Below are 20,227 nucleotides of genomic sequence, written 5' to 3'. Positions count from 1 at the left end.
GGATTAAAATTATAGAGTGCAAAAATATTTACGGACTAATGTAATGCGTTTAAAAACAAGTGGTTCGGGAAGGGTGGAGGTGGGGTGTTAAACATCCTGATAGATAATCTCTTTTACCATAGCTAAACCTGTTTTGGGCAAAGGAAAGCATATTGTAGGAAAGTGCCGTCAGGTCGTTGCCGAAAATGGATGTAAAAGTGAAAAAATCATATATACATTGATATCAATAAAATATTTCCTAATTTAGATTCTTCTTTGGTCAGAATATTCTTCTTCGAATACTAAATTTGAAGTACAAAAATATTTATGGAACAATAAAAATGAAATCCGTCCGGTGATATGTGCAGTTTTTAACTCCGAAAGCTTAAATTTGCGAGACTGAAAAAAATGAAAAGAGCAATTCTTATATTTCATACTTTATTGTTTAGCCTGGTTCTTATTTCTTCTGTGAACAACACCTTCGTAAAACTCACAACAGAACAAGGCCTGACTAGCAATACCATTAACTGTATATATAAGGATAGCCGAAACTTCGTCTGGTTGGGTACGGCCAACGGGCTTAACCGGTTCGATGGCTTTAATACCTTGTCTTTCGGTGAGTTTAAGGATAAATCCATTGTCGATATACAAGAGCCTGATAGTGTAGTCTTATATATCGTATCCGAAAACGAACTGTACAGGTACAACCGGAAAATACGCAGCAATATCTACATACCGTTTGGTACAGACGCCAACATTAAACTAAAAGCATCATCGCTCGATAAGGATAAAAACCTGTATATCATAAGCAACAAGGGCTTGTTCTGCTACAATAGCGATATGGAAACTCCCCGGCAGGTGACCGATAATGTATTGCAAAATAAAGTGTTGACAGGAATCTGTATCGACGATGGCAATATATGTTGGCTAACTACTTCCGATGGCTTGGTAAAATACGACCTGAACACAAAGCAGATGTACAACTATAAATGGCAGGGAGAAAATAAATTCCTAAGCCTGGCCCGGAACGGGACAACTCTTTATATTGGCACTCAAAACAACAGGATATTATCGTTCGATACCCGTAATAACAGTTTTTCGCCGGCAATACCTCTCGATGCTACTTATATACAGACTATTTCGTACCACAATAATAAGCTGTATATCGGCACAAATGGAGATGGGCTCAAAATACTAAACCTTAAAGACAAGGCCATATCGGAAATAAAACATGATTCGAACAACGCTCAAAGCCTGAGTGCAAATGCTGTATATTCGATATTGGTAGACGATAACTCCCTATGGGTGGGTACTTTTTCGGGAGGTTTGAATTATATCCCTACCCAAAATACCCTTTTCAAAACATTCTATATGCCCGGCGGTATTGATACCCGAAACATAAATATCCGCTCGTTTAGGATATGTGAAGACGGATGCGGTATTTTCGGTACGCGAAACGGACTCATATACAATAAAGATGGCAATATACGCTGGTATAAGACAGATAATACTCCAGAATTAAAATCGAACATCGTACTTAATATTTATCCTTACAACGAAAATTTCTTTATCGGCACATTTGGCGGAGGACTGAATATATTTGATACGAAGACAAAGACTGTCAGGAATTTTAAGGAAGAAACGGTCTTTACCGAAAATTCCTTTTATTCCATTATCCGCGACAGCGAAGGCTTTTTCTGGTTTGGTACATTGTCGGGATTGATAAAATACGATGAGCGGAAAGATGTATATGAGATTTATAATACCTCAAATTCAGATCTCCTTTCAGATGATATATATTCTGTGCTGGAAGACTCGTTGGGCAGGATTTGGATCGCCACGCGCGAAGGGGTATGTTATATCGAAAACGGGAAAATAAAGAATCTGCCGTTCCACGAGTTGCTGTCGATAGGTATCACCCGTTATATTTACGAAGATTCGCGGCAAAACATCTGGCTGGGATGCGAAAATCAAGGGTTGATAAGAATAACAAAAGACCTGCAATCTTTTGCTCAGTACACCAATCAGGATTTCCTGCCCGACAATTACGTATCTTCGATAATAGAAGGCACGCCGGGGCAGATTTGGATAACCACCACCAAAGGTATTACATTGTATGACGACAATACGTCCGACTACTCTATATTCTCGCTATACGATGGCATTCCCAATTACGCATTCAACGATGGTGCAGTACAAAAAACAAATAATACGATCTGGTGGGGCAATGAACGGGGACTTATCTATCTAGCTTCTCTTGACACAAAAGAACCTTTCGAAAACAAAATATACATAACAAAGATAGTGGTTGACGGTTATCCCGAAGATGTAGCGATCAAAAAGCTGGAGTTTGCTCCCGAATATCTGAGTAGTATAAAACTGCCGGCGTCTCAGAAAAATTTTATATTCAGGTTCTCCGATTTTATATACGATTACCCGTCCTCTGTTGTATATGAATATAAGTTGGAAGGAGTGCAAGACAGGTGGCAGAAGGCTTTGGTGGGCAATGATATCTTAATTACCGATGTACCTGGCGGTAGCCATGTGTTGAAAATAAGAAAGGCAGGGAATGACGGGGCAGTAAAAACGTTTCTGATAATCAAAGATAAATCATATATTCTCTATTGGGTAATCTTTTTGTTTATAGCGATAGCTACTGTTTTCTTTTTCACGTATAAGTGGTTTATCAAAAAACTGAGAAAGTATAAAAATTCGTTGAAAGAACGCGAAGCTTCGAACAAGGCCAAATATCAGAACCAGAAAATAGAAAAAGACGAACTGGAGACGATACAGTTGCAATTGATGAAATATATGGAAGAAGAAAAACCATATCTGAACCCTGAATTGAAACTGGATGATATAGCCAAAGCCATAAATTGCTCTAAATCGAAAATATCGCAAGTGTTGAACCAACATCTTGACACCAATTTTTCAAATTTTGTTTCCAAATACCGCATCGAGATGTTTAAGGAGAAGGCCGCCGAGGGGCTGCTTCAGCAATATACATTAAGCGCCCTTGCCCGCGAGTGTGGTTTTAGTTCGCGAAGTTCATTCTTTTCTACTATGAAAAAACTGACGGGGCAGACTCCTTCCGAGTTTTTGAAGGATTCGGGAATCAATGTAAACGATTGACAGGAAATTGGCATCCGGATAAAAAACAATCAGAAAGAAACACATTCCTGTAATTTTATTTTTGTAGCTTTATCTATATAGTGCGGATAATAAGCGTATTGTCGGGTAAAAAGTAACAGCGTAAAAAAACGGGGAATAGTGTTACTTTTGTTACTTTTTTTACCACTCTCCCTTTGGCGCAGAGCTGCAAACCGCGACAAGAAAGAGAAAAAAGGAACAATAGAAAAAGGTGCGAAGACTGTTACTTTTGTTACTTTTTCCGTTTTCGAAAACCTGACAGGCGAATGCCTTTTCAGATATTTATAGTTAAATTTGCCACCGATATGGAAACAAAAAGAATACTAATCACCGGCGCCAGCGGTTTTATAGGCAGCTTCCTTGTAGAAAAAGCGTTGAGCGAGGGCTACGAGGTGTGGGCAGGCATACGCAAATCAAGTAGCAGGGAATATCTGAAAGACAGCAGGATCAGTTTCATAGACCTGAATTTCGGCGACGAAGATATGCTTATGCGGCAACTGGTAGAATTTGTATCGCAACATGGCCGATTCCATTACGTTGTGCACAATGCAGGTGTTACCAAATGCTTGAACCCGGAGGATTTCGACAAGGTTAATTTCCAATATACGGCAAACTTCATAGATGCCCTAGAAACTGTAGCGGCTGCCGACAAGTTCGTCCTGATGAGCAGTCTCAGCGCATTTGGTGTAGGCGATGAAATAAATTACACACCCATAAAGCTGACCGACACCCCTAATCCGAACACGGCTTATGGCAGGAGCAAACTAAAAGCCGAGCAATATTTACAGGCGAAAAAAGATTTTCCTTATATCATCCTCCGCCCGACTGGTGTCTATGGGCCGCGCGAAAAAGACTATTTCCTTATGATAAAGACCGTGAGGTCGGGATTGGATGTAGGCGCAGGCTTCAAGCCCCAGCACCTTACATTTATATATGTAAAAGACCTTGTGGATGCTGTCTTCCTGGGGTTGGCAAGCGAGGTGAAAAACAAAGCTTATTTTGTAGCCGATGGTGATGTATATACCGACAAAGAATATACCCGGCTGGTAAAAGAAGTTATCGGCAAAAAGCATGTGCTAAGCCTCAAAGTACCGCTATGGATACTGAAAGGGATATCTGCAATAGCCGAAGACATGTCGAAAATCACCAAAAAGCCTTCGACCCTCAACCGGGATAAATGCAAGATAATGAAGCAGCGCAACTGGGAATGCGATATCGCGCCGCTGGTCAATGACTTAGGGTTTTCACCAAAATATAATCTTCGCAGGGGACTGGAAGAATCGGTAGAGTGGTATAAGGAGAACGGCTGGCTCTGATCAGTCCTTTATCTCGCTATATGGCGAAAAACTTTGGTCGGCATGCCTCACAAAGCGTCCGTCCGAAACAGCCTTTTCTATATATCTGTGAGGAATGGAATAGCCCATTGCTTCGGCTAATATATAAACGATATTTGAATTATTTACCAACCCGGTTTCCTTATCCTGATATTTTGCGATAATGCGGCCGGTTGGCTGCACCCCGTTTTCGATGGCTACAAACGGTATGTCAAACTGGGCTACGCCGTCTTTCCACGGGCCATGCCCCTTGCCTACTATTTCGCCGTGGTCGGAAAAGAACAGCAGCAATGCCGTAGAGTCTTGTGTCATTACCTGATATATTTCGCGCAATACCCTGTCGGTGTGATGTATAGAGCGGTCGTACTGGTTTGTTACAGTATTGTTTCCGGATATGGTTTCGGCATCTGTTTGGTCGTACCTGTCGGAATAATCATTGTGGCTACCCACCAGATGAAGGACAAAGAACTGCTTTTCCTTCTCTTTACGTTCTGCTCGAAGTATGGAGAGTAAGACGAAGTCGTCGTTTGCCATATAATTGCCTTTGGGATAAATAGTATGGTTGGCACTCGCCGCGATATAGCCCAGATAGGAATCTTCGATAGCCGATGAGCCCTGGTTCGAAATCCAATAGGTAGCGTAACCGGCATCGTTTGCCATATTTATCAGCGTCTTATTTTCATAAAACGGCTGCAAATCGACCGGCGAGGCAAACGATAGAGCCATGCGCAAAGCGTTGCGGGTAAAGGGTGCAGAGGCTATGCCATCGTAATAATACATTTGCTGTGGTTGCACTTGCGAAAGACTGTCTATAAAAGGGGTCGTCTTTACCGGATAGCCGTATAGTGACCAATGTTTGCGATAGGCGCTTTCACCTATTACCAGGTATATCTTCTGGGGAACGGGAAGGGTGTCATTTAATACGATGCCTTCGGGCAAAGTCTTATTCGTGGGATCGGAAAACTCCCTCAGCATTGCCATTTCTTCCTGATAAGCCAATATGGTGAGTATATTGCCATATAATATAGGGGCATACATATTCACTTTGTCCTGAACCACTTTTAGCGGAGCCTCGGCCATAAACTCAGCTTGCCTGTCCCACTTTATCCGCTTGTAGCAAACTATTGGCAAGAACAGCAGCAGATAGGCTAGCAACAGCCCCAACGAAACTTTGCGGGATAGGGGAGAGCCTTTCAATTCCCTTTCTGCCAGATAAAGCAGACCTGTGGTAGCAGCCAATCCCAGCAATGCGCCCAAAAGAACGCCCCCTTTGAGCATACTCACGGCCTCGGCTGTGTGCGTCTCGAAGATGGAAGCCATCACCTCCAACGAGACATCTGTGCCCAGAGCGAAAGCAAAGTAAGCGTTAAATGCCAGTATAAAAGCCAACAGGAAAGTGAGGATGAATGTGTAGCGGGTTTTCGCCAGAATATTGACCAGAGGTAAAAAAGACAGTACGAGAAGCAGCATAGGGATACTGGGCGCAAACCGGATAGGGATAAAGGCTATCAGCCCGATGTATGCCAATGCAACTATTGTGAACTTGTATTTATAGATTGCCTCTCCAAACTTTTTGGCAAGGTGCTTTTTCTCAGGCATGATATGTAAAGTCTATTTATTCAGGTACGAAGATAATACTAAATTTATTTCCGCTCGTAGTTCATTATAAATTCTCTACAAGAAACTCCCTTAATGAAGGGACACAATGACATTCTATGTATAATTTACATTTTGGCAACATTCGTTAAAAATCAATCCTGCCGCCGATATATTTTATCTATATAAAGTCCGGTTTTTCAGGAAGGAAATCAAAAAATAAAAACCTGTTTAACGTGAGTTCGATTCAATTTGTTTACAAAAGCATAAGCAGAAAACAAGAAAAGCATTAATTTTGCTATGTTTTATGCTGTGAGACAAGCAATATTTTCTAAATAAGGGCAGATAACAATTATGAGCAACCAATCTACATATAACAAAAGCGGGCTTACACTTTCCAGATTCAAGAGGCTGATGAAAGGATTGTGTGCAAACCTCACCGCCGATGAAATGCAAAAGTTGAAAAAGGTTGTAAAAAAGGCTATTGCCGCCAAAGCCTACGACGACAACAAACGTATCGGCAGCATCGCCGACCTGACCGTCAGCACTTGCATCATACTCTTAGAAGAACTGGGTATGAAAAGCCCTTCCGTCATAGCCCTCATACTATACCGCCCTATTGTAAGTAAAACGACGGATATAGAAGAAGTTAAAAAACTCTTCGGGAAAGATGTCGCAGATATTGTAACAGGGCTGATAAAGGTAAATTCGCTGGAAGCTACCCAATCGGCAATGGCTTCCGACAATTATATAAAGCTGCTGATATCGCTGGCCGAGGATATGCGGGTTATACTCATCAAAATAGCAAGCCGCCTTTACGAAATCAGGTGTGCCGAACGATATAGCGAGCAGTACCGTATGCGTCTGGCGATGGAAGTGTCGTACCTCTACACACCTCTGGCCCATAAGCTCGGACTGTACAATATAAAGACCGAAATGGAAGACCTCTACCTGAAATATACAGACAAAGAGGCTTACAACTATATAAAGGAAAAAATAAGCGAGAGTAAGGCTGCCCGTGACAGGTATATCGACGAATTTATAGCGCCCATCGACGAGAAACTAAAAGAGACAGGGGTAAAATATGACATAAAAGGACGTGTGAAATCTATATCGTCGATCAACAATAAACTGAAAAAGCAGAAGGTGGATTTCGAGTCCATATACGACCTGTTTGCTATCCGTGTCATCCTCGATTCGCCGCTGGATAAAGAAAAAGCCGAATGCTGGCAGGTATATTCCATCGTTACCGACCTGTACACACCGAACCCCAAACGGCTGAAAGACTGGCTCTCGATACCTAAAAGTAATGGCTACGAATCGTTGCACATCACAGTGATGGGCCCGCAATCGCGTTGGGTGGAAGTGCAGATACGGACACGCCGGATGGACGAAATTGCGGAGCGGGGGCTTGCCGCACACTGGAAATACAAAGGGGTGAAAAGCCAATCGCGGATGGACGACTGGCTGACCAACCTGCGCGAAATGCTCGAAAATAAAGATATAGAGAGCGACGAAAAACTCGAAAACTTCAAGCTCGACCTTTACGACGACGAGATATATGTCTTTACCCCCAAAGGAGACTTGCATAAATTGCCTAATGGTGCTACAATACTCGACTTTGCATTCTCGATCCATTCGCGCGTCGGTTCTACCTGTGTGTCAGGAAAAGTGAATGGAAGGAATGTGTCTATACGCCACAAGCTGAAAAACGGCGACCAGATAGAGATAATAACTTCGCCAAACCAATCGCCAAAACGCGACTGGCTCAACTTTGTTGTCACCTCGAAGGCTAGGAACAAAATACGCCAAAGCCTGAAAGAAGAAGCAAACAAACAAGTTGAAATAGCCAAGGAGCAATTCAAACGGCGGGTAAAAAACCGCAAGATAGAAATAAGTGAAGGCACACTGATGCGCCTGATAAAAAAGATGGGTTTCAAGACCATTACCGATTTCTATATTAAGATTGCCGAAGAAAGCCTCGATGTAAATTCGGTGATAGACCAATATCTGGAACTGGAACGCAAAGAAACCGAAATACACGAAAAGCACGAAACTGTAAGTGCCGATAAGTTTGTTCCGCTCAATATCGAAACGGAAAAAGATCCCGTCCACAGCGAAGAACTGGTTATAGACCAGAATCTTACAGGAGTAGACTACAAGCTGGCTAAATGCTGCAACCCTATATACGGGGATGAGATATTCGGTTTTATCTCGTCGCAAGGCATCAAGATACACCGGCGCAACTGTCCCAATGCCAACGATATGCTGTCGCGGTTTCCGTATCGTATGATCCCGGCACGGTGGTCGGGCAAGTCGGGATCTACCTATACAGTTACGCTCAGGATTATAGGCAACGACGATATTGGGATAATCAACAACCTGACATCCATTATAGCCAAAGAAAACGGCATCTCGATGCGTTCTATCAGTATAGATTCCAACGATGGGCTTTTTCATGGTAATATGTCCGTTACGCTCAACAATACAGATATGCTAAACGGGTTGATTAAAAAGTTGCGTGCCGTGAAGGGGGTAAAAGATGTAAGTCGTTTAAATTAAGTATTTTTCACCTAGGAGGAGGGTTTTGATTGAGAAATGTGGAGTTAAAAAAAGTTAACGAATAGAACAATAATAGTGTTGTGTCAATTGCTTGATTTTTAGTGTGTTGATAGCGTGTTGCTGCAATTTGGTTCTCAATCCTCTGCTGTTAAATACCTTTTACTTTTCCCTATTGGCCTTGCATACCTCTGATATATATTTTATATTTGAAGATTACATAAGAATCAATCCTAACTTAATATAAATAATTAAAATATGGAGAAAACCCTTGTCATTCTGAAACCTTCATGCGTACAGCGCGCATTGATGGGGGAAGTTATTTCCCGTTTCGAGAAAAAAGGTTTACGTTTGGCCGGGATGAAAATGATGCAATTGAGCGATTCCATATTAAACGAACACTACGCACACTTGAAGGATAAGCCCTTTTTCGACCACGTGAAAAAATCTATGCAAACAACCCCCGTCGTAGTACAATGCTGGGAAGGAATTGATGCAGCCAAAGTTGTACGTTCTCTGATTGGTGTCACCAATGGACGCCAGGCAGCAGCCGGAACTATCAGGGGCGATTTTTCGGTGAGCGCACAAGAAAACATCGTTCATGCTTCCGATTCAGCAGAATCGGCAGAGATAGAACTGAAACGATTCTTTAAAAAAGACGAGATTTTAGAATACAAATTATCTATACTTAACAGCCTATACTCAGGTGATGAGATTTAAATAATATGAAAGAATTTAGAAACATTCTGGACAAAAATTGCAAAATCCTAAAACTATTACCATTAGCAGCTATTTTTTTATTGCCGATGAGCAGTTTTGCCCAAACAAATACAAACACAGAAGACCAAAACAGGGCGGAGCTTAAATACAAGCAACGTCACAGCCGTTCTACAGGAAACAATTTGTATGCCGACGGAATAAAGATAAAAAGAGACCTCTCCATCCTAAAGGAAGCACAAGAGGAACGCATCCTCAGCGAAAGCGAAATACCTGCCGACGAACTTTACGGAGGGATGTGGAGCAATACCGGTGTAAAATCGGCTTATACCTCTTTAACCAATTTTCCCGACACATTCACAGTCGATCTTGGTAACTTCTCGATGCCTACAATGGGGCATGTAACATCTAACTTCGGTGCGCGCAGGATCGGCCGCAGGGGAACCCGTATGCATTATGGCATCGACCTCAAATTGCAGACAGGCGATACTGTTTACGCCGCGTTCGAAGGCAAAGTACGTGTACGCCAATACGAGAAGCGTGGATATGGTTACTATATCGTTTTGCGCCATCCTAACGGATTGGAAACTGTGTATGGCCACTTATCCAAGTTTCTGGTGAATGAAGAACAGGTTGTAAAATCGGGCGAGCCTATCGGTTTGGGTGGAAATACAGGACGTTCGTTTGGTTCGCATCTACATTGGGAATTGCGCTATTTAGGACAGGCCATCAATCCGCGCGATGTAGTGGACTTCGATAACAAGGTTTGCCACAAAGACAGTTATACAGTTACACCTGCAACATTCAACTATGCCGGGTTAAGTTCGAAGAGTTCGGTACGCGCTGCAAGCTATGCCAATTCGGCCACACGTACCAAAGCAAATGCTACCAACAAATATGCAACCGGTAAAGTTAACTACCACCGCATAAAGAAAGGGGATACGCTGGGTGGAATAGCCCGTAGGTATGGAATCACAGTCAGCAAACTTTGTTCGTTGAATGGTATTTCTACCAAATCTGTGCTAAGGCCGGGTAAGACATTAAGGACTTCGTAATAACAAAATCAATAATAAAACGAAAGCCGCAAGAACAATGTTACTGCGGCTTTCGTTTTTCGTAAGTGTGTTATCGTCAGTGTATTACCACTCTATCGGAGTGAGCCCTTTCGACTCCAGGTATTGGTTCGCGTTGCTGAAATGGTTGTTGCCAAAGAATCCGTTGTGTGCCGATAGCGGCGACGGATGTACCGATTTAAGTACCAGGTGTTTATTCGGGTCGATAAAGGCAGCTTTCTTCTGTGCATAAGCACCCCATAGGATGAATACAAGATTTTCGCGCCCTTCTGCCAAACGGTGTATCGCTGCATCGGTAAAAGCTTCCCACCCCTTCCGCTGGTGAGAACCTGCCGTATGAGCCTGAACAGTAAGTGTGGCATTGAGCAGCAACACCCCTTGGTTAGCCCAGCGGGTAAGGTTGCCCGAAGGAGGAACGGGAATGCCCAAATCGCGGTTTATCTCTTTAAATATATTCACAAGGGACGGAGGAGCGGGTATGCCATCGGGCACAGAGAAAGAAAGCCCATGCGCCTGCCCGTCGTTATGGTAAGGGTCTTGGCCGAGAATAACGACCTTCACCTTGTCGAAAGGGGTATGCTCGAAGGCATTGAATATCAGTTTGGCAGGAGGAAATATCTTCTTTGTCCGGTATTCTTCGCGCACAAAGTCCGTCAGTTTCGAAAAATAGTCTTTCTCAAATTCATCTTTCAGCTGCTCCTTCCAGCTTTGCTCTATCTTTACGTCCATTATAGTATATATGTTTATATAAATATTATTGATGCATTATCGGTGCCTGAAAGAACGACCACGTTGCCGTATTATATGGCAATAAAGATACGATATTTTAGAATAAATCGCCTATTCTGTTTTAACATTTGTTTCTCTCGCCGGGCAATCGTAATTTTGCCGCTATTATGAACAGAAGTATCTTACAACTGGCAATCCCCAATATAATATCCAATATCACCGTACCCCTGTTGGGCATGGTGGATATCTATATTGTGGGACATCTCGATTCGGAAGATTATATAGGTGCTATCGCCCTGGCTACTATGATTTTCAACTTTATATACTGGGGATTTGCTTTCCTGCGAATGGGTACCAGCGGCTTTACTGCACAATCATACGGGGCAGAAGACAAGCAGGAGCAGGTAAATATACTGATGCGATCGTTTGCAGTAGCCATGATAGCAGGGATGCTTATCATCCTGCTGCAATGCTTCATTGCCAACGCCGGTTTCTACCTGCTGAATGCAGAACCAACAGTAAGGACGTATGCGCAGGAGTACTTTTCTGTATATATATGGGCTGCACCTGCCGTATTGGGTATGTACACCTTCAACGGGTGGTATGTAGGAATGCAAAATGCCAAGATACCGATGGTGGTAGCTATCGGGGTCAACATTGTGAATATCGCTCTCAGCTTCTTTTTTGTCTATGGCTTTGGTATGAAGATAAAAGGGGTTGCCTTTGCTTCGGTTTGCGCCCAATATACAGGCTTCATTTCTTCGCTCGTCATCTGGAATATCAAATATGGAGGGCTGAAACAGTTTGTAAATACAGCTATACTTACAAACCTGAAATCGTACATTCCGTTTTTCAAGGTAAATACAGATATCTTCATCCGCACAATGGCACTTGTGACCGTCACTACTTTCTTTACTTCGGCATCGTCGAAAGAGGGAAAAGACATTCTTGCAGTAAACGCCCTATTGATGCAGATGTTCATATTGTTCTCGTACCTGATGGACGGGTTTGCCTATGCCGCCGAAGCATTGACGGGGAAATTTATCGGGGCAAGGAAAAGGACAGAATTGAAGCAACTGGTAAAATCCCTTTTTGTATGGGGAATAGCCATAGCAGGCATCTTCACTCTTATATATGCATTATTCCTTGAGCAGATACTCGGCTTCCTTACCGACAAAACGAGTATTATCAGCCTGAGCCGCAATTACCAGTTCTGGATTATGCTTATTCCTATAGCTAGTTTCACCGCTTTCTTGTGGGACGGCATATTTATCGGGGCTACGGCATCGAAGCAAATGAGAAATTCCATGCTTGTGGCTGTTGCCGGCTTCTTTGTTATCTATTACTTATTTTATCCTTATTACGCGAACAATATATTATGGTTTGCGTTTATCATATATCTGGCATTAAGAGGGATAGTGCAGAGTTTTATGGCTCCCGCTATTTTGAACAATTCCAGATAGTATTATTAACGCTTTCTATTTTTTTAATTTGTTATGGGTAAAATTGCAATAATTTACGGCTCATCTACCGGAGCCACCGAAGCGGTAGCAAAGAAAATACAAGAACAGTTTGACGGAGCCGACTTGTTTAATACTGACAGTGTAACTACCGATGAGTTGAAGCCTTACGATTTCTACATCCTGGGTGCTTCGACTACGGGCGTAGGCGACCTTCAAGACGACTGGGATATGTTCCTGCCTAAGTTTGAGAAGATGGATTTCTCAGGCAAGAAAGCTGCTATTTTCGGATTGGGCGACAGCGCATCGTTTTCTACTAGCTTTGCCGGAGCGATGTATGTGCTCTACAAAGCGCTGAAAAGCAAGGTGGACATTATAGGTTCGGTATCGGCCGACGGATATACTTTCGACGAATCCGACTCGGTTGTCGATGGCCGTTTTGTGGGTTTGGCTCTCGACGAAGACAATGAGTATGACGAAACAGCCCCGCGTATAGAAGCTTGGGTAAAAGAATTGAAAAAGCAACTGGCATAATTACCAGTTCAGTATCTACACTAAATTGCGGAAACGGTAAGGCTTTTTGTCTTATCGTTTTTTCTGTTTACAGGATACGTTTTATCTCTTCCAACCTGCCAACAATATAAGTAGGCACTATTTCCGGAGAAGGCTTATTGTCAGGATTGAACCATATCTGGTCTATGCCACTGTTGTATGCTCCTATTATGTCCGTTTGCAGGTTGTCGCCTATCATTATCACCTTATCGGCTGTCGCCTGTATCTCGTTCAGGCTAAAAGTAAAGATGTCGGGATGAGGCTTGTTTACTCCCACTACGTCCGAAAGGATAATGTTGTGGAAATAGGATAAAGCAATGCCTGCGCTGTCCATCTTCTTGTACTGCATTTCGGTGAACCCGTTGGATAGTATATGTATCCGATATCTCGGTTTCAGATAATCGAGTATATCTATCGCTCCTTCTATCAATTCGCCCTTTGTCATTATACGCTCTATATAGTCGAGATTGATAGTGCGGATATGCTCCTCTGTCATTCCCGGCAGATGGCGAAGCGATACGGCAAACCGTTCTTGCTGAATCTCGTCTTTGCTTATCTCGCCCTTGTTGTACATCACCCACAAGCGGCTGACATTGGTATAATAGAAAGTGAAGAAATCGGCAAAGGATGAGAAATGAGCATCCAGCCCATAATCGTAGTAAATCTCTTCTACCGTCACTTTCGTATTGGCGGCGGTGTCTATCAGGGTATCGTCGAGATCGAGAAGTATATCGGTATATTTCATATTTTGAGGGTGTTAATCGACACTGAAATGAACCAATTTGCCATAGTTGATAGTAGCACCGACCCGGTCTGTAGACCATTCGCCGGTGGCTTCGTTATAATATTCGCCATCGGCATAAAAATCCCTAAGTTTTCTTCTAAACTTGAGAAGCCAGATGCCTGTCTCATTATCAATGCTATAATAGTATGTATAATTGCCATCAGGCGACTTTTGATAATAATGATATCGTTTCCAGTCTTCCTCCTGCCAATTCCACAGGCTGATATAGTGAGTGCGGTTATAATCATTGTCGTATTCTATTTCCTCTTTTTTGTATGGCAGCCATTTATCGTCTTTCCAGATGTACATTGTGCGTTCATCAAAAAGCATCTTCTTATTCACCCAACTGCCGGTTATAGAGTCGTATCTGGCTGAGGCTTCCTTCTTCACTTTTCCATCATACCATCTCAGGTATTTACTTTTGCCCACCCAGTCTTTTTTCTGGTCGTGCCATGTATATGTAACGTCTAAATGGCGTAGGGTGCTATCCTCGTATTTTCTTGTAAAGCCTATGTATTTACGGCTTGCTTTCAGTTCTTTTGTGTCATAATCCTGATAGAATTTTTCTTCTACTTTGAGGCTGTCGTCTACCACATACCATTTTTCATGGCTTGTTATAAGCAGGCGATTGGCATCCCTGTCCCATTCGGAAACGATAGACTCTTTATTGTTTTCCGACTCTTCTATTACTTGTGTCGATCTTACCGGTTGCCATGTTTCGCCCTTCGACAGCCATTGAAACCGGGTAGATTTTTTCGAGTTACCGACATTCTCGTATTCACTTTTTGTATCATTTGTCCACTGGCCGTTTTCGCGGTTCCATTTGTAGACAGTTTTTTCTATCATGTTTCCTGCCTGATCAAAAACTTTTGAGTAACTGGTATGCCCTCTCCATTTTTTATCCCATTTGTCCCAATTATAGTTCTTGAGAAGTGTTATCCGCCCATTATTATCATATTCTGCATATGTTTTATAATTATTCCCCCACTTGCCTTTGTGATTGGCTGTAGCGTATTCCCATTCGAAAGATTCAGTATAAATTAAACGCTTCTTATCATCATATTCGTAAAGTTTATATTCTTCGCCTTTCCACCCTTCGGGATAATGATAATATTTCTCTTCTTTTATGATATTGCCATAAATATCGTAATCGTAAATCTCCCTGGTATGATTCTCAAATACACCATCAGGTTCATTTTTGCGGAAAGTGGCTTCGTTTGTCAACTGCCCTTTCTCATTGTATTTATATTCAAACCTGTTGGCTTCGTTAAAAAGCCCGTCATCGTCATCATATCTTGTCACAATAACGGTTTCGGGTAAGTTAGCTGCATTATATATAATGTCTGTTTCCCTCGTTTTTATCGTATTTTTCTCATCTTCTTTTCGGATATAATAAGCGGCAAGCTGGTGGTCGCCTTCATAGCCGATGGTATATTCTACAAGATCGACGTGCCGCTGTATGGCTTCGGGTATTTCTATTCTTCTTTTGTCTACTATTGTGCGTCCTCTGCTGTCGTACGACAGGTGTGCTTCGAGCATAACCATATCACCCCTTCTGAAATATTGATGTGTAATCCGCCCCTTGTCGTCGTAAGCTATTTCATACAAATAATTGACTTCATAATCTTCTTCGGGGTCTTCGCCTTCGACGAAGTTCTCTTTGAAGCGGGTATGTATATCCGTTTGCGAATAGGTGGTTTTATTTTTATCATACTTAACAGTAAGCCATCCTACTTTTTCATATCCGTTCCAATCGCTTGCAAAGATTTCAGATTTGGTGCATCTCCCCTGTTTGTCGTATGTATAAAAAGTCTTTAAAGGTTTTTCGTTGCTAATATTAGCATAAAATGTGTAAGACGAGTCGGGCTGTCCCCATCTATTGAGATAATTGACTATTATTTTATCGCTAATGGGTCTAATTATTCCATTGTGAGTAGACGCGTCGGCACTACTTACTCTCAATGTATCAATATTCTTTTTGTCATTATGGGAATAAACTATATTATATACTGAATCCATCAAGCTAAAGGAACCCTTTTTAGCCATTACATTAACCTCTGTTAGTCGGTCTTCCGAGTAAGAATAGGATGTCTCGGCATTTAAGCCCCAACTGCCATCGTATGTATCACCGACATAAAGATTCTTCTTTACCGGACGTTTGTTGTCGTCGTATGTATATTCTATTTGCAATATACCGCCTATTGTATATTTCACGGCCTCTCCTCGTTCGTTGTAATGCGGATCGCAATAGAACTGTTCGGGTTGTGACATTTGTTGCAAGAAGTATGGCAATTGGGAATATAAGTCTTGAGCACTTAGTACGAATGGCAAGTAAATCAGGCTTATGAGAAGAAATAAGCATTTATTGGTCATATGCAGTTTTTGATTGAGATGTTAGCTTGGTAAAGATAGTAATAAATATTACAGTTTTTTCAAGTTCTTGCCTTCGCCACCGGTAAACACATGAGATTTATTCGAACTCAATTTTGAGCTTTGTAGGGGCGAATTATCATTCGCCCGCTGATTTTTTCTATTTCGGGCGAATGATAATTCGCCCCTACAGTAGTCAAAACGGGGATATTATTTTTTTATGCGTTTGTCCTACCCTCGCCACATTCTCTTTTATACCCAATCTTAAAGGATAGAAAAAATAAGCTACCCTCACAGCACATGACAAAAAATGATATTTTCTCGAAATACTTTTGACACCCTCGATCCTATCGACGTGCGAATAACATTTCCTGCTGCATTTCCCCTTTCTCGTCCCTGCATAAAACGATACAATCTTTATCTTTAGTATAGGAAAAGCCGGCTCAGTTGCAAAGTAAAAAAGTAACAATACAAAAAATGGCTAAAAAGTGTTACCTTTGTTACTTTTTCAGCATAAGTTGCTGATTATGGGAAAATAAAGCACGCAAGGCTAAAAGCCAAAAAGTAACAGCAAAAAAACAGGCGAAAAGTGTTACTTTTGCACAGTACATGACAAAAATTTGAATCATTGTAATATGAGCTTTGTAGGGGCGAATTATTATTCGCCCGTCGATTGTATCGGGCGTAAGATATTACGCCCCTACAGGCTTTTGAGGAAATATCTTTTTTTTGTCATATACTGTGTACTTTTGTTACTTTTTGAAAAGAAGCTACAAGACAACAATAAAACTAGAATAAAATGGCAAAAGAATTGAAAGAACTGACGCCAAGAAGTCAGGATTACAGCCAGTGGTATTTAGACCTTGTAACGAAGGCCGACCTGGCTGAAAACTCAGCAGTACGCGGCTGTATGGTTATCAAACCTTATGGTTATGCTATCTGGGAAAAGATGCAGCGGCAGCTGGACGATATGTTTAAGGAAACAGGACATGTGAATGCTTATTTCCCGTTATTTATACCAAAATCGTTCCTTAGCAAAGAAGCCGCCCATGTGGAAGGCTTTGCCAAAGAATGTGCAGTAGTGACCCACTACCGCCTGAAAAATGATCCCGACGGCAAAGGGGTTGTAGTAGACCCGGAAGCCAAACTGGAAGAAGAGCTGATTGTACGTCCTACTTCCGAAACAATTATATGGAACACTTACCGCAACTGGATCCAGTCGTACCGCGACCTGCCTATCCTTGTCAACCAATGGGCTAACGTTGTGCGATGGGAAATGCGTACCCGCCTTTTTCTGCGCACAGCAGAGTTCTTGTGGCAGGAAGGGCATACTGCGCACGCTACCAGCGAGGAAGCTTTGGCCGAAACTGTGCAAATGATAAATGTATATGCCCAGTTTGCCGAAGAGCATATGGCTATGCCGGTTATCAAAGGAGTGAAGTCGGCTTCCGAGCGTTTTGCCGGGGCTGTAGACACTTACACCATCGAGGCGATGATGCAGGACGGAAAGGCTTTGCAATCGGGAACTTCGCATTTCCTCGGGCAAAACTTCGCCAAGGCATTCGATGTGAAATTTGCCGACAAAGAGGGTAAAATGGACTATGTATGGGCTTCTTCGTGGGGGCTTTCTACCCGTATGATAGGGGCGTTGATAATGGCTCACTCCGACGACAACGGGCTTGTACTTCCTCCAAAGCTTGCCCCGTTCCAAGTTGTTATCGTACCTATCTATAAAGGAGAAGAGCAACTGGCTGCCATCAACGAGAAAGTAGACGGCATCGTAAAATCGCTTAAGGCATTGGGCGTAAGCGTGAAATATGACAATGCCGACAACAAGAAGCCGGGCTGGAAATTCTCGGAATACGAGTTGAAAGGTGTTCCTGTACGTCTGGCAATGGGTGCACGCGATATGGAAAACAATACCGTAGAGGTTGCCCGTCGCGATACGCTGACAAAAGAGACTGTTTCGTGCGATGGACTGGATGTGTACATCAAAAATCTATTGGACGAGATACAGGCTAATATCTACAAGAAAGCCTTCGATTTCCGCGCCAGCAGGACTATTACGGTAGACACATACGATGAGTTTAAAGAAAAAATAGAAGAAGGTTACTTTATCCTCGCCCACTGGGATGGTACTCCTGAAACAGAAGAAAAGGTGAAAGCCGAAACCAAAGCTACTATACGCTGCATTCCTCTCGAGGGTGATAAGACTCCGGGTGAATGTATGGTAACAGGCAAGCCTTCGGCTCAGCGCGTAATATTCGCAAGGGCTTACTAAAAAATAAGAAGGTATATCGTTAGGGAAACATTCGTTTTTGTCTCCCGAAATGATATACCTTCATTTTTCTATAGCTAATCGTAAATATTGACCACTATGAAAAAGCTTGTATCCTTATCGCTTTTCTTTTTTATTAGTTATTTAGCAGTCTATGCAACTATCCAGATCCCGGACAAATTGATTTACAATGGAAAGGAATATAATCCGGGCAACTTTTATCTGGAAGATTTTTTTATAAAAAATCCTGATAAGAAACCTGATTTTCAGCTGACTTCTACTGCTCTTTGGAGAGGCTATATTGCAACATTCGAAATAGAAGACGATCAATTATTCTTAACGAATGTGGAGACAATATCATATAATGAAACAGACTCGACGTACCATATAAATTATACTAGTGTTTTGCATACAATTTTTCCTGACTCTAAAAGAGTAAAAGCCGATTGGTTTACTGGTATTTTCTGGGGAGGAAAAAATAAAGAAAAGAGTCCTATGCCTTTTGAATATGATGAATATTGTATGTTTGAGATAAAAGATGGAAATATTGTAAAAGAAAAGAATTTGAAGAGAAGCGAATTTAAAAATTTTAAGAAGCAACAACTTAAAGCTTTTAAGCAAACAGATAAATATCAGCAGTGCATAGAACAGCTAAAAGAAGATTACTCTAAACAAGTAGAGGTGCAAAAGCAAATGATGGAAAGTATGGGAAATACAGAATACAGAGAAGAATCTTCTACATCGCTTGGCAAAAGAGCTAAGAGGTTTATAGATTACAACATTTTCAATTTCATACCGGAATTTATAGAATAACAATATTATATTACATAAATATAAAAAGAATTAACATCCATATAATAAGCATATTGCGATAAAAATGCATTTTTTCTGATATTTTTTATCTATAATTTGTAACTTTCTTAATACTTCTGTCGTCATATATATTGAAAGCGCTTCAATAAGAAAAATTAATTAAAATTTATCGAGCAACTCTCAAAAAAACGACAATCATGAAAGCAAATATATTATTGGTTACACTTTTGGCAGCATTTTTATCAGTAGCAGTACTTAATGCCGGAAACCCAAACAAAGTTGTCTATTCGAATGTATCAACAACCGATTCGGGAACAATTAAAGAATACGTGGTGTACGACAAGGAAATGGGCAAGGCCGAAAAGAAATGTGTTTATAATTACGACAATGGTGGAAACCTTCTGTCTAAACTCGAATACAAATGGGATGGCCGCAAAGGATGGCTCAACGCATCGAAAAGCGAATATGAATACCGGGATGGAGTAATAGCTTATGTCACTCATACCAAATGGGATAAGAAAAACAACAAGTGGGCAGACCAATCGGAGAGGATGGTTTACGATTACGATAGTGAGGGCGATTTTCTTGCCGTACAACAAGTAAATGTAAACAATAACGACCTGATAGCCCAGCGTTGACGATATACATACACACTACTTTTCTTTCCAAATAAAGGTCTGATACATAGGATAAACTCCGGGTTCAGGCCTTTATTTTTATTTTAGAAAAATATGTAGGGTTCACTGAATAAATACAACTCATTGATATTTAACAAGATACTCTTTTTTTTCATTGTTATTTAGTGTAAAATAGTTATCTTTGAGTGTTAAAAG

General features: G+C 41.6%; 14 protein-coding genes. 10 read left to right on the top strand and 4 right to left on the bottom strand.

The window, feature by feature from the left end:
• Positions 1-387: 387 nt before the first annotated feature.
• Entirely contained in the window at positions 388-3,111 is a 2,724-nt protein-coding gene (locus D0T57_RS09210) for a two-component regulator propeller domain-containing protein (protein WP_163273134.1), read from the top strand.
• Positions 3,112-3,434: 323 nt separating this feature from the next.
• The gene (locus D0T57_RS09205; RefSeq protein WP_163273132.1) at positions 3,435-4,445 is read left to right on the top strand and encodes an NAD(P)-dependent oxidoreductase; all 1,011 of its coding nucleotides are present in this window, start codon (positions 3,435-3,437) and stop codon (positions 4,443-4,445) included.
• Here the strand turns inward: D0T57_RS09205 and D0T57_RS09200 are convergent, their stop codons facing one another.
• The gene (locus D0T57_RS09200) at positions 4,446-6,062 is read right to left on the bottom strand and encodes a phosphoethanolamine transferase (RefSeq protein WP_163273130.1); all 1,617 of its coding nucleotides are present in this window, start codon (positions 6,060-6,062) and stop codon (positions 4,446-4,448) included.
• A gap of 351 nt (positions 6,063-6,413) precedes the next feature.
• On the opposite strand from D0T57_RS09200, the gene D0T57_RS09195 reads away from it, so the two are divergent.
• The 3 genes from D0T57_RS09195 to D0T57_RS09185 all read left to right on the top strand — a co-directional run bounded on the left by D0T57_RS09195 (position 6,414) and on the right by D0T57_RS09185 (position 10,390).
• The gene (locus D0T57_RS09195; protein WP_163273128.1) at positions 6,414-8,621 is read left to right on the top strand and encodes a bifunctional (p)ppGpp synthetase/guanosine-3',5'-bis(diphosphate) 3'-pyrophosphohydrolase; all 2,208 of its coding nucleotides are present in this window, start codon (positions 6,414-6,416) and stop codon (positions 8,619-8,621) included.
• Positions 8,622-8,876: 255 nt separating this feature from the next.
• A complete protein-coding gene (ndk, locus tag D0T57_RS09190; protein WP_163273126.1) occupies positions 8,877-9,338 on the top strand; it encodes a nucleoside-diphosphate kinase in 462 nt (153 codons plus the stop codon).
• Between the two features lie 5 nt (positions 9,339-9,343).
• Positions 9,344-10,390, top strand: coding sequence for a peptidoglycan DD-metalloendopeptidase family protein (locus D0T57_RS09185; protein WP_163273124.1), 1,047 nt, complete (start codon positions 9,344-9,346; stop codon positions 10,388-10,390).
• An 84-nt stretch (positions 10,391-10,474) separates the two neighbouring features.
• Here D0T57_RS09185 and ung read toward each other — a convergent pair whose 3' ends face one another.
• Positions 10,475-11,137: a uracil-DNA glycosylase gene (gene ung / locus D0T57_RS09180; protein ID WP_163273122.1), complete on the bottom strand. Its 663-nt coding sequence runs from the start codon at positions 11,135-11,137 to the stop codon at positions 10,475-10,477.
• Positions 11,138-11,304: 167 nt separating this feature from the next.
• Here ung and D0T57_RS09175 point away from each other — a divergent pair, with 167 nt between their 5' ends.
• Entirely contained in the window at positions 11,305-12,600 is a 1,296-nt protein-coding gene (locus D0T57_RS09175; protein ID WP_163273120.1) for an MATE family efflux transporter, read from the top strand.
• Positions 12,601-12,633: 33 nt separating this feature from the next.
• On the top strand, positions 12,634-13,131 hold the full coding sequence (locus tag D0T57_RS09170; protein ID WP_163273118.1) for a flavodoxin: 498 nt from the start codon (positions 12,634-12,636) through the stop codon (positions 13,129-13,131).
• A gap of 67 nt (positions 13,132-13,198) precedes the next feature.
• On the opposite strand, the gene D0T57_RS09165 is transcribed toward D0T57_RS09170, so the two are convergent.
• Positions 13,199-13,894, bottom strand: coding sequence for a YjjG family noncanonical pyrimidine nucleotidase (locus D0T57_RS09165; RefSeq protein WP_163273116.1), 696 nt, complete (start codon positions 13,892-13,894; stop codon positions 13,199-13,201).
• Between the two features lie 12 nt (positions 13,895-13,906).
• Complete coding sequence (locus tag D0T57_RS09160; protein ID WP_163273114.1) at positions 13,907-16,204, bottom strand: DUF3836 domain-containing protein; 2,298 nt, start codon at positions 16,202-16,204, stop codon at positions 13,907-13,909.
• A gap of 898 nt (positions 16,205-17,102) precedes the next feature.
• On the opposite strand from D0T57_RS09160, the gene proS reads away from it, so the two are divergent.
• The 3 genes from proS (at position 17,103) to D0T57_RS09145 (ending at position 20,032) form a co-directional block, all read left to right on the top strand.
• The gene (gene proS, locus D0T57_RS09155) at positions 17,103-18,584 is read left to right on the top strand and encodes a proline--tRNA ligase (protein WP_163273112.1); all 1,482 of its coding nucleotides are present in this window, start codon (positions 17,103-17,105) and stop codon (positions 18,582-18,584) included.
• Between the two features lie 96 nt (positions 18,585-18,680).
• A complete protein-coding gene (locus D0T57_RS09150) occupies positions 18,681-19,394 on the top strand; it encodes a hypothetical protein (protein ID WP_163273109.1) in 714 nt (237 codons plus the stop codon).
• Between the two features lie 158 nt (positions 19,395-19,552).
• On the top strand, positions 19,553-20,032 hold the full coding sequence (locus D0T57_RS09145) for a DUF3836 domain-containing protein (protein WP_368666913.1): 480 nt from the start codon (positions 19,553-19,555) through the stop codon (positions 20,030-20,032).
• Positions 20,033-20,227 lie beyond the last annotated feature (195 nt).

The sequence above is a fragment of the Dysgonomonas sp. 511 genome, assembly GCF_010501105.1.
Lineage (GTDB): Bacteria > Bacteroidota > Bacteroidia > Bacteroidales > Dysgonomonadaceae > Dysgonomonas.
Note: the sequence above shows the minus strand (reverse complement) of the source record. Positions and strands in the feature narration are given on the sequence as shown.

What these genes read in the sequence shown, in the direction of transcription:
- D0T57_RS09210 (WP_163273134.1), top strand. Translation starts at nt 388, where the DNA reads ATGAAAAGAGCAATTCTTATATTTCATACTTTATTGTTTAGCCTGGTT.
- D0T57_RS09205 (WP_163273132.1), top strand. Translation starts at nt 3,435, where the DNA reads ATGGAAACAAAAAGAATACTAATCACCGGCGCCAGCGGTTTTATAGGC.
- D0T57_RS09200 (WP_163273130.1), bottom strand. Translation starts at nt 6,062, where the DNA reads ATGCCTGAGAAAAAGCACCTTGCCAAAAAGTTTGGAGAGGCAATCTAT.
- D0T57_RS09195 (WP_163273128.1), top strand. Translation starts at nt 6,414, where the DNA reads ATGAGCAACCAATCTACATATAACAAAAGCGGGCTTACACTTTCCAGA.
- ndk (WP_163273126.1), top strand. Translation starts at nt 8,877, where the DNA reads ATGGAGAAAACCCTTGTCATTCTGAAACCTTCATGCGTACAGCGCGCA.
- D0T57_RS09185 (WP_163273124.1), top strand. Translation starts at nt 9,344, where the DNA reads ATGAAAGAATTTAGAAACATTCTGGACAAAAATTGCAAAATCCTAAAA.
- ung (WP_163273122.1), bottom strand. Translation starts at nt 11,137, where the DNA reads ATGGACGTAAAGATAGAGCAAAGCTGGAAGGAGCAGCTGAAAGATGAA.
- D0T57_RS09175 (WP_163273120.1), top strand. Translation starts at nt 11,305, where the DNA reads ATGAACAGAAGTATCTTACAACTGGCAATCCCCAATATAATATCCAAT.
- D0T57_RS09170 (WP_163273118.1), top strand. Translation starts at nt 12,634, where the DNA reads ATGGGTAAAATTGCAATAATTTACGGCTCATCTACCGGAGCCACCGAA.
- D0T57_RS09165 (WP_163273116.1), bottom strand. Translation starts at nt 13,894, where the DNA reads ATGAAATATACCGATATACTTCTCGATCTCGACGATACCCTGATAGAC.
- D0T57_RS09160 (WP_163273114.1), bottom strand. Translation starts at nt 16,204, where the DNA reads ATGTCACAACCCGAACAGTTCTATTGCGATCCGCATTACAACGAACGA.
- proS (WP_163273112.1), top strand. Translation starts at nt 17,103, where the DNA reads ATGGCAAAAGAATTGAAAGAACTGACGCCAAGAAGTCAGGATTACAGC.
- D0T57_RS09150 (WP_163273109.1), top strand. Translation starts at nt 18,681, where the DNA reads ATGAAAAAGCTTGTATCCTTATCGCTTTTCTTTTTTATTAGTTATTTA.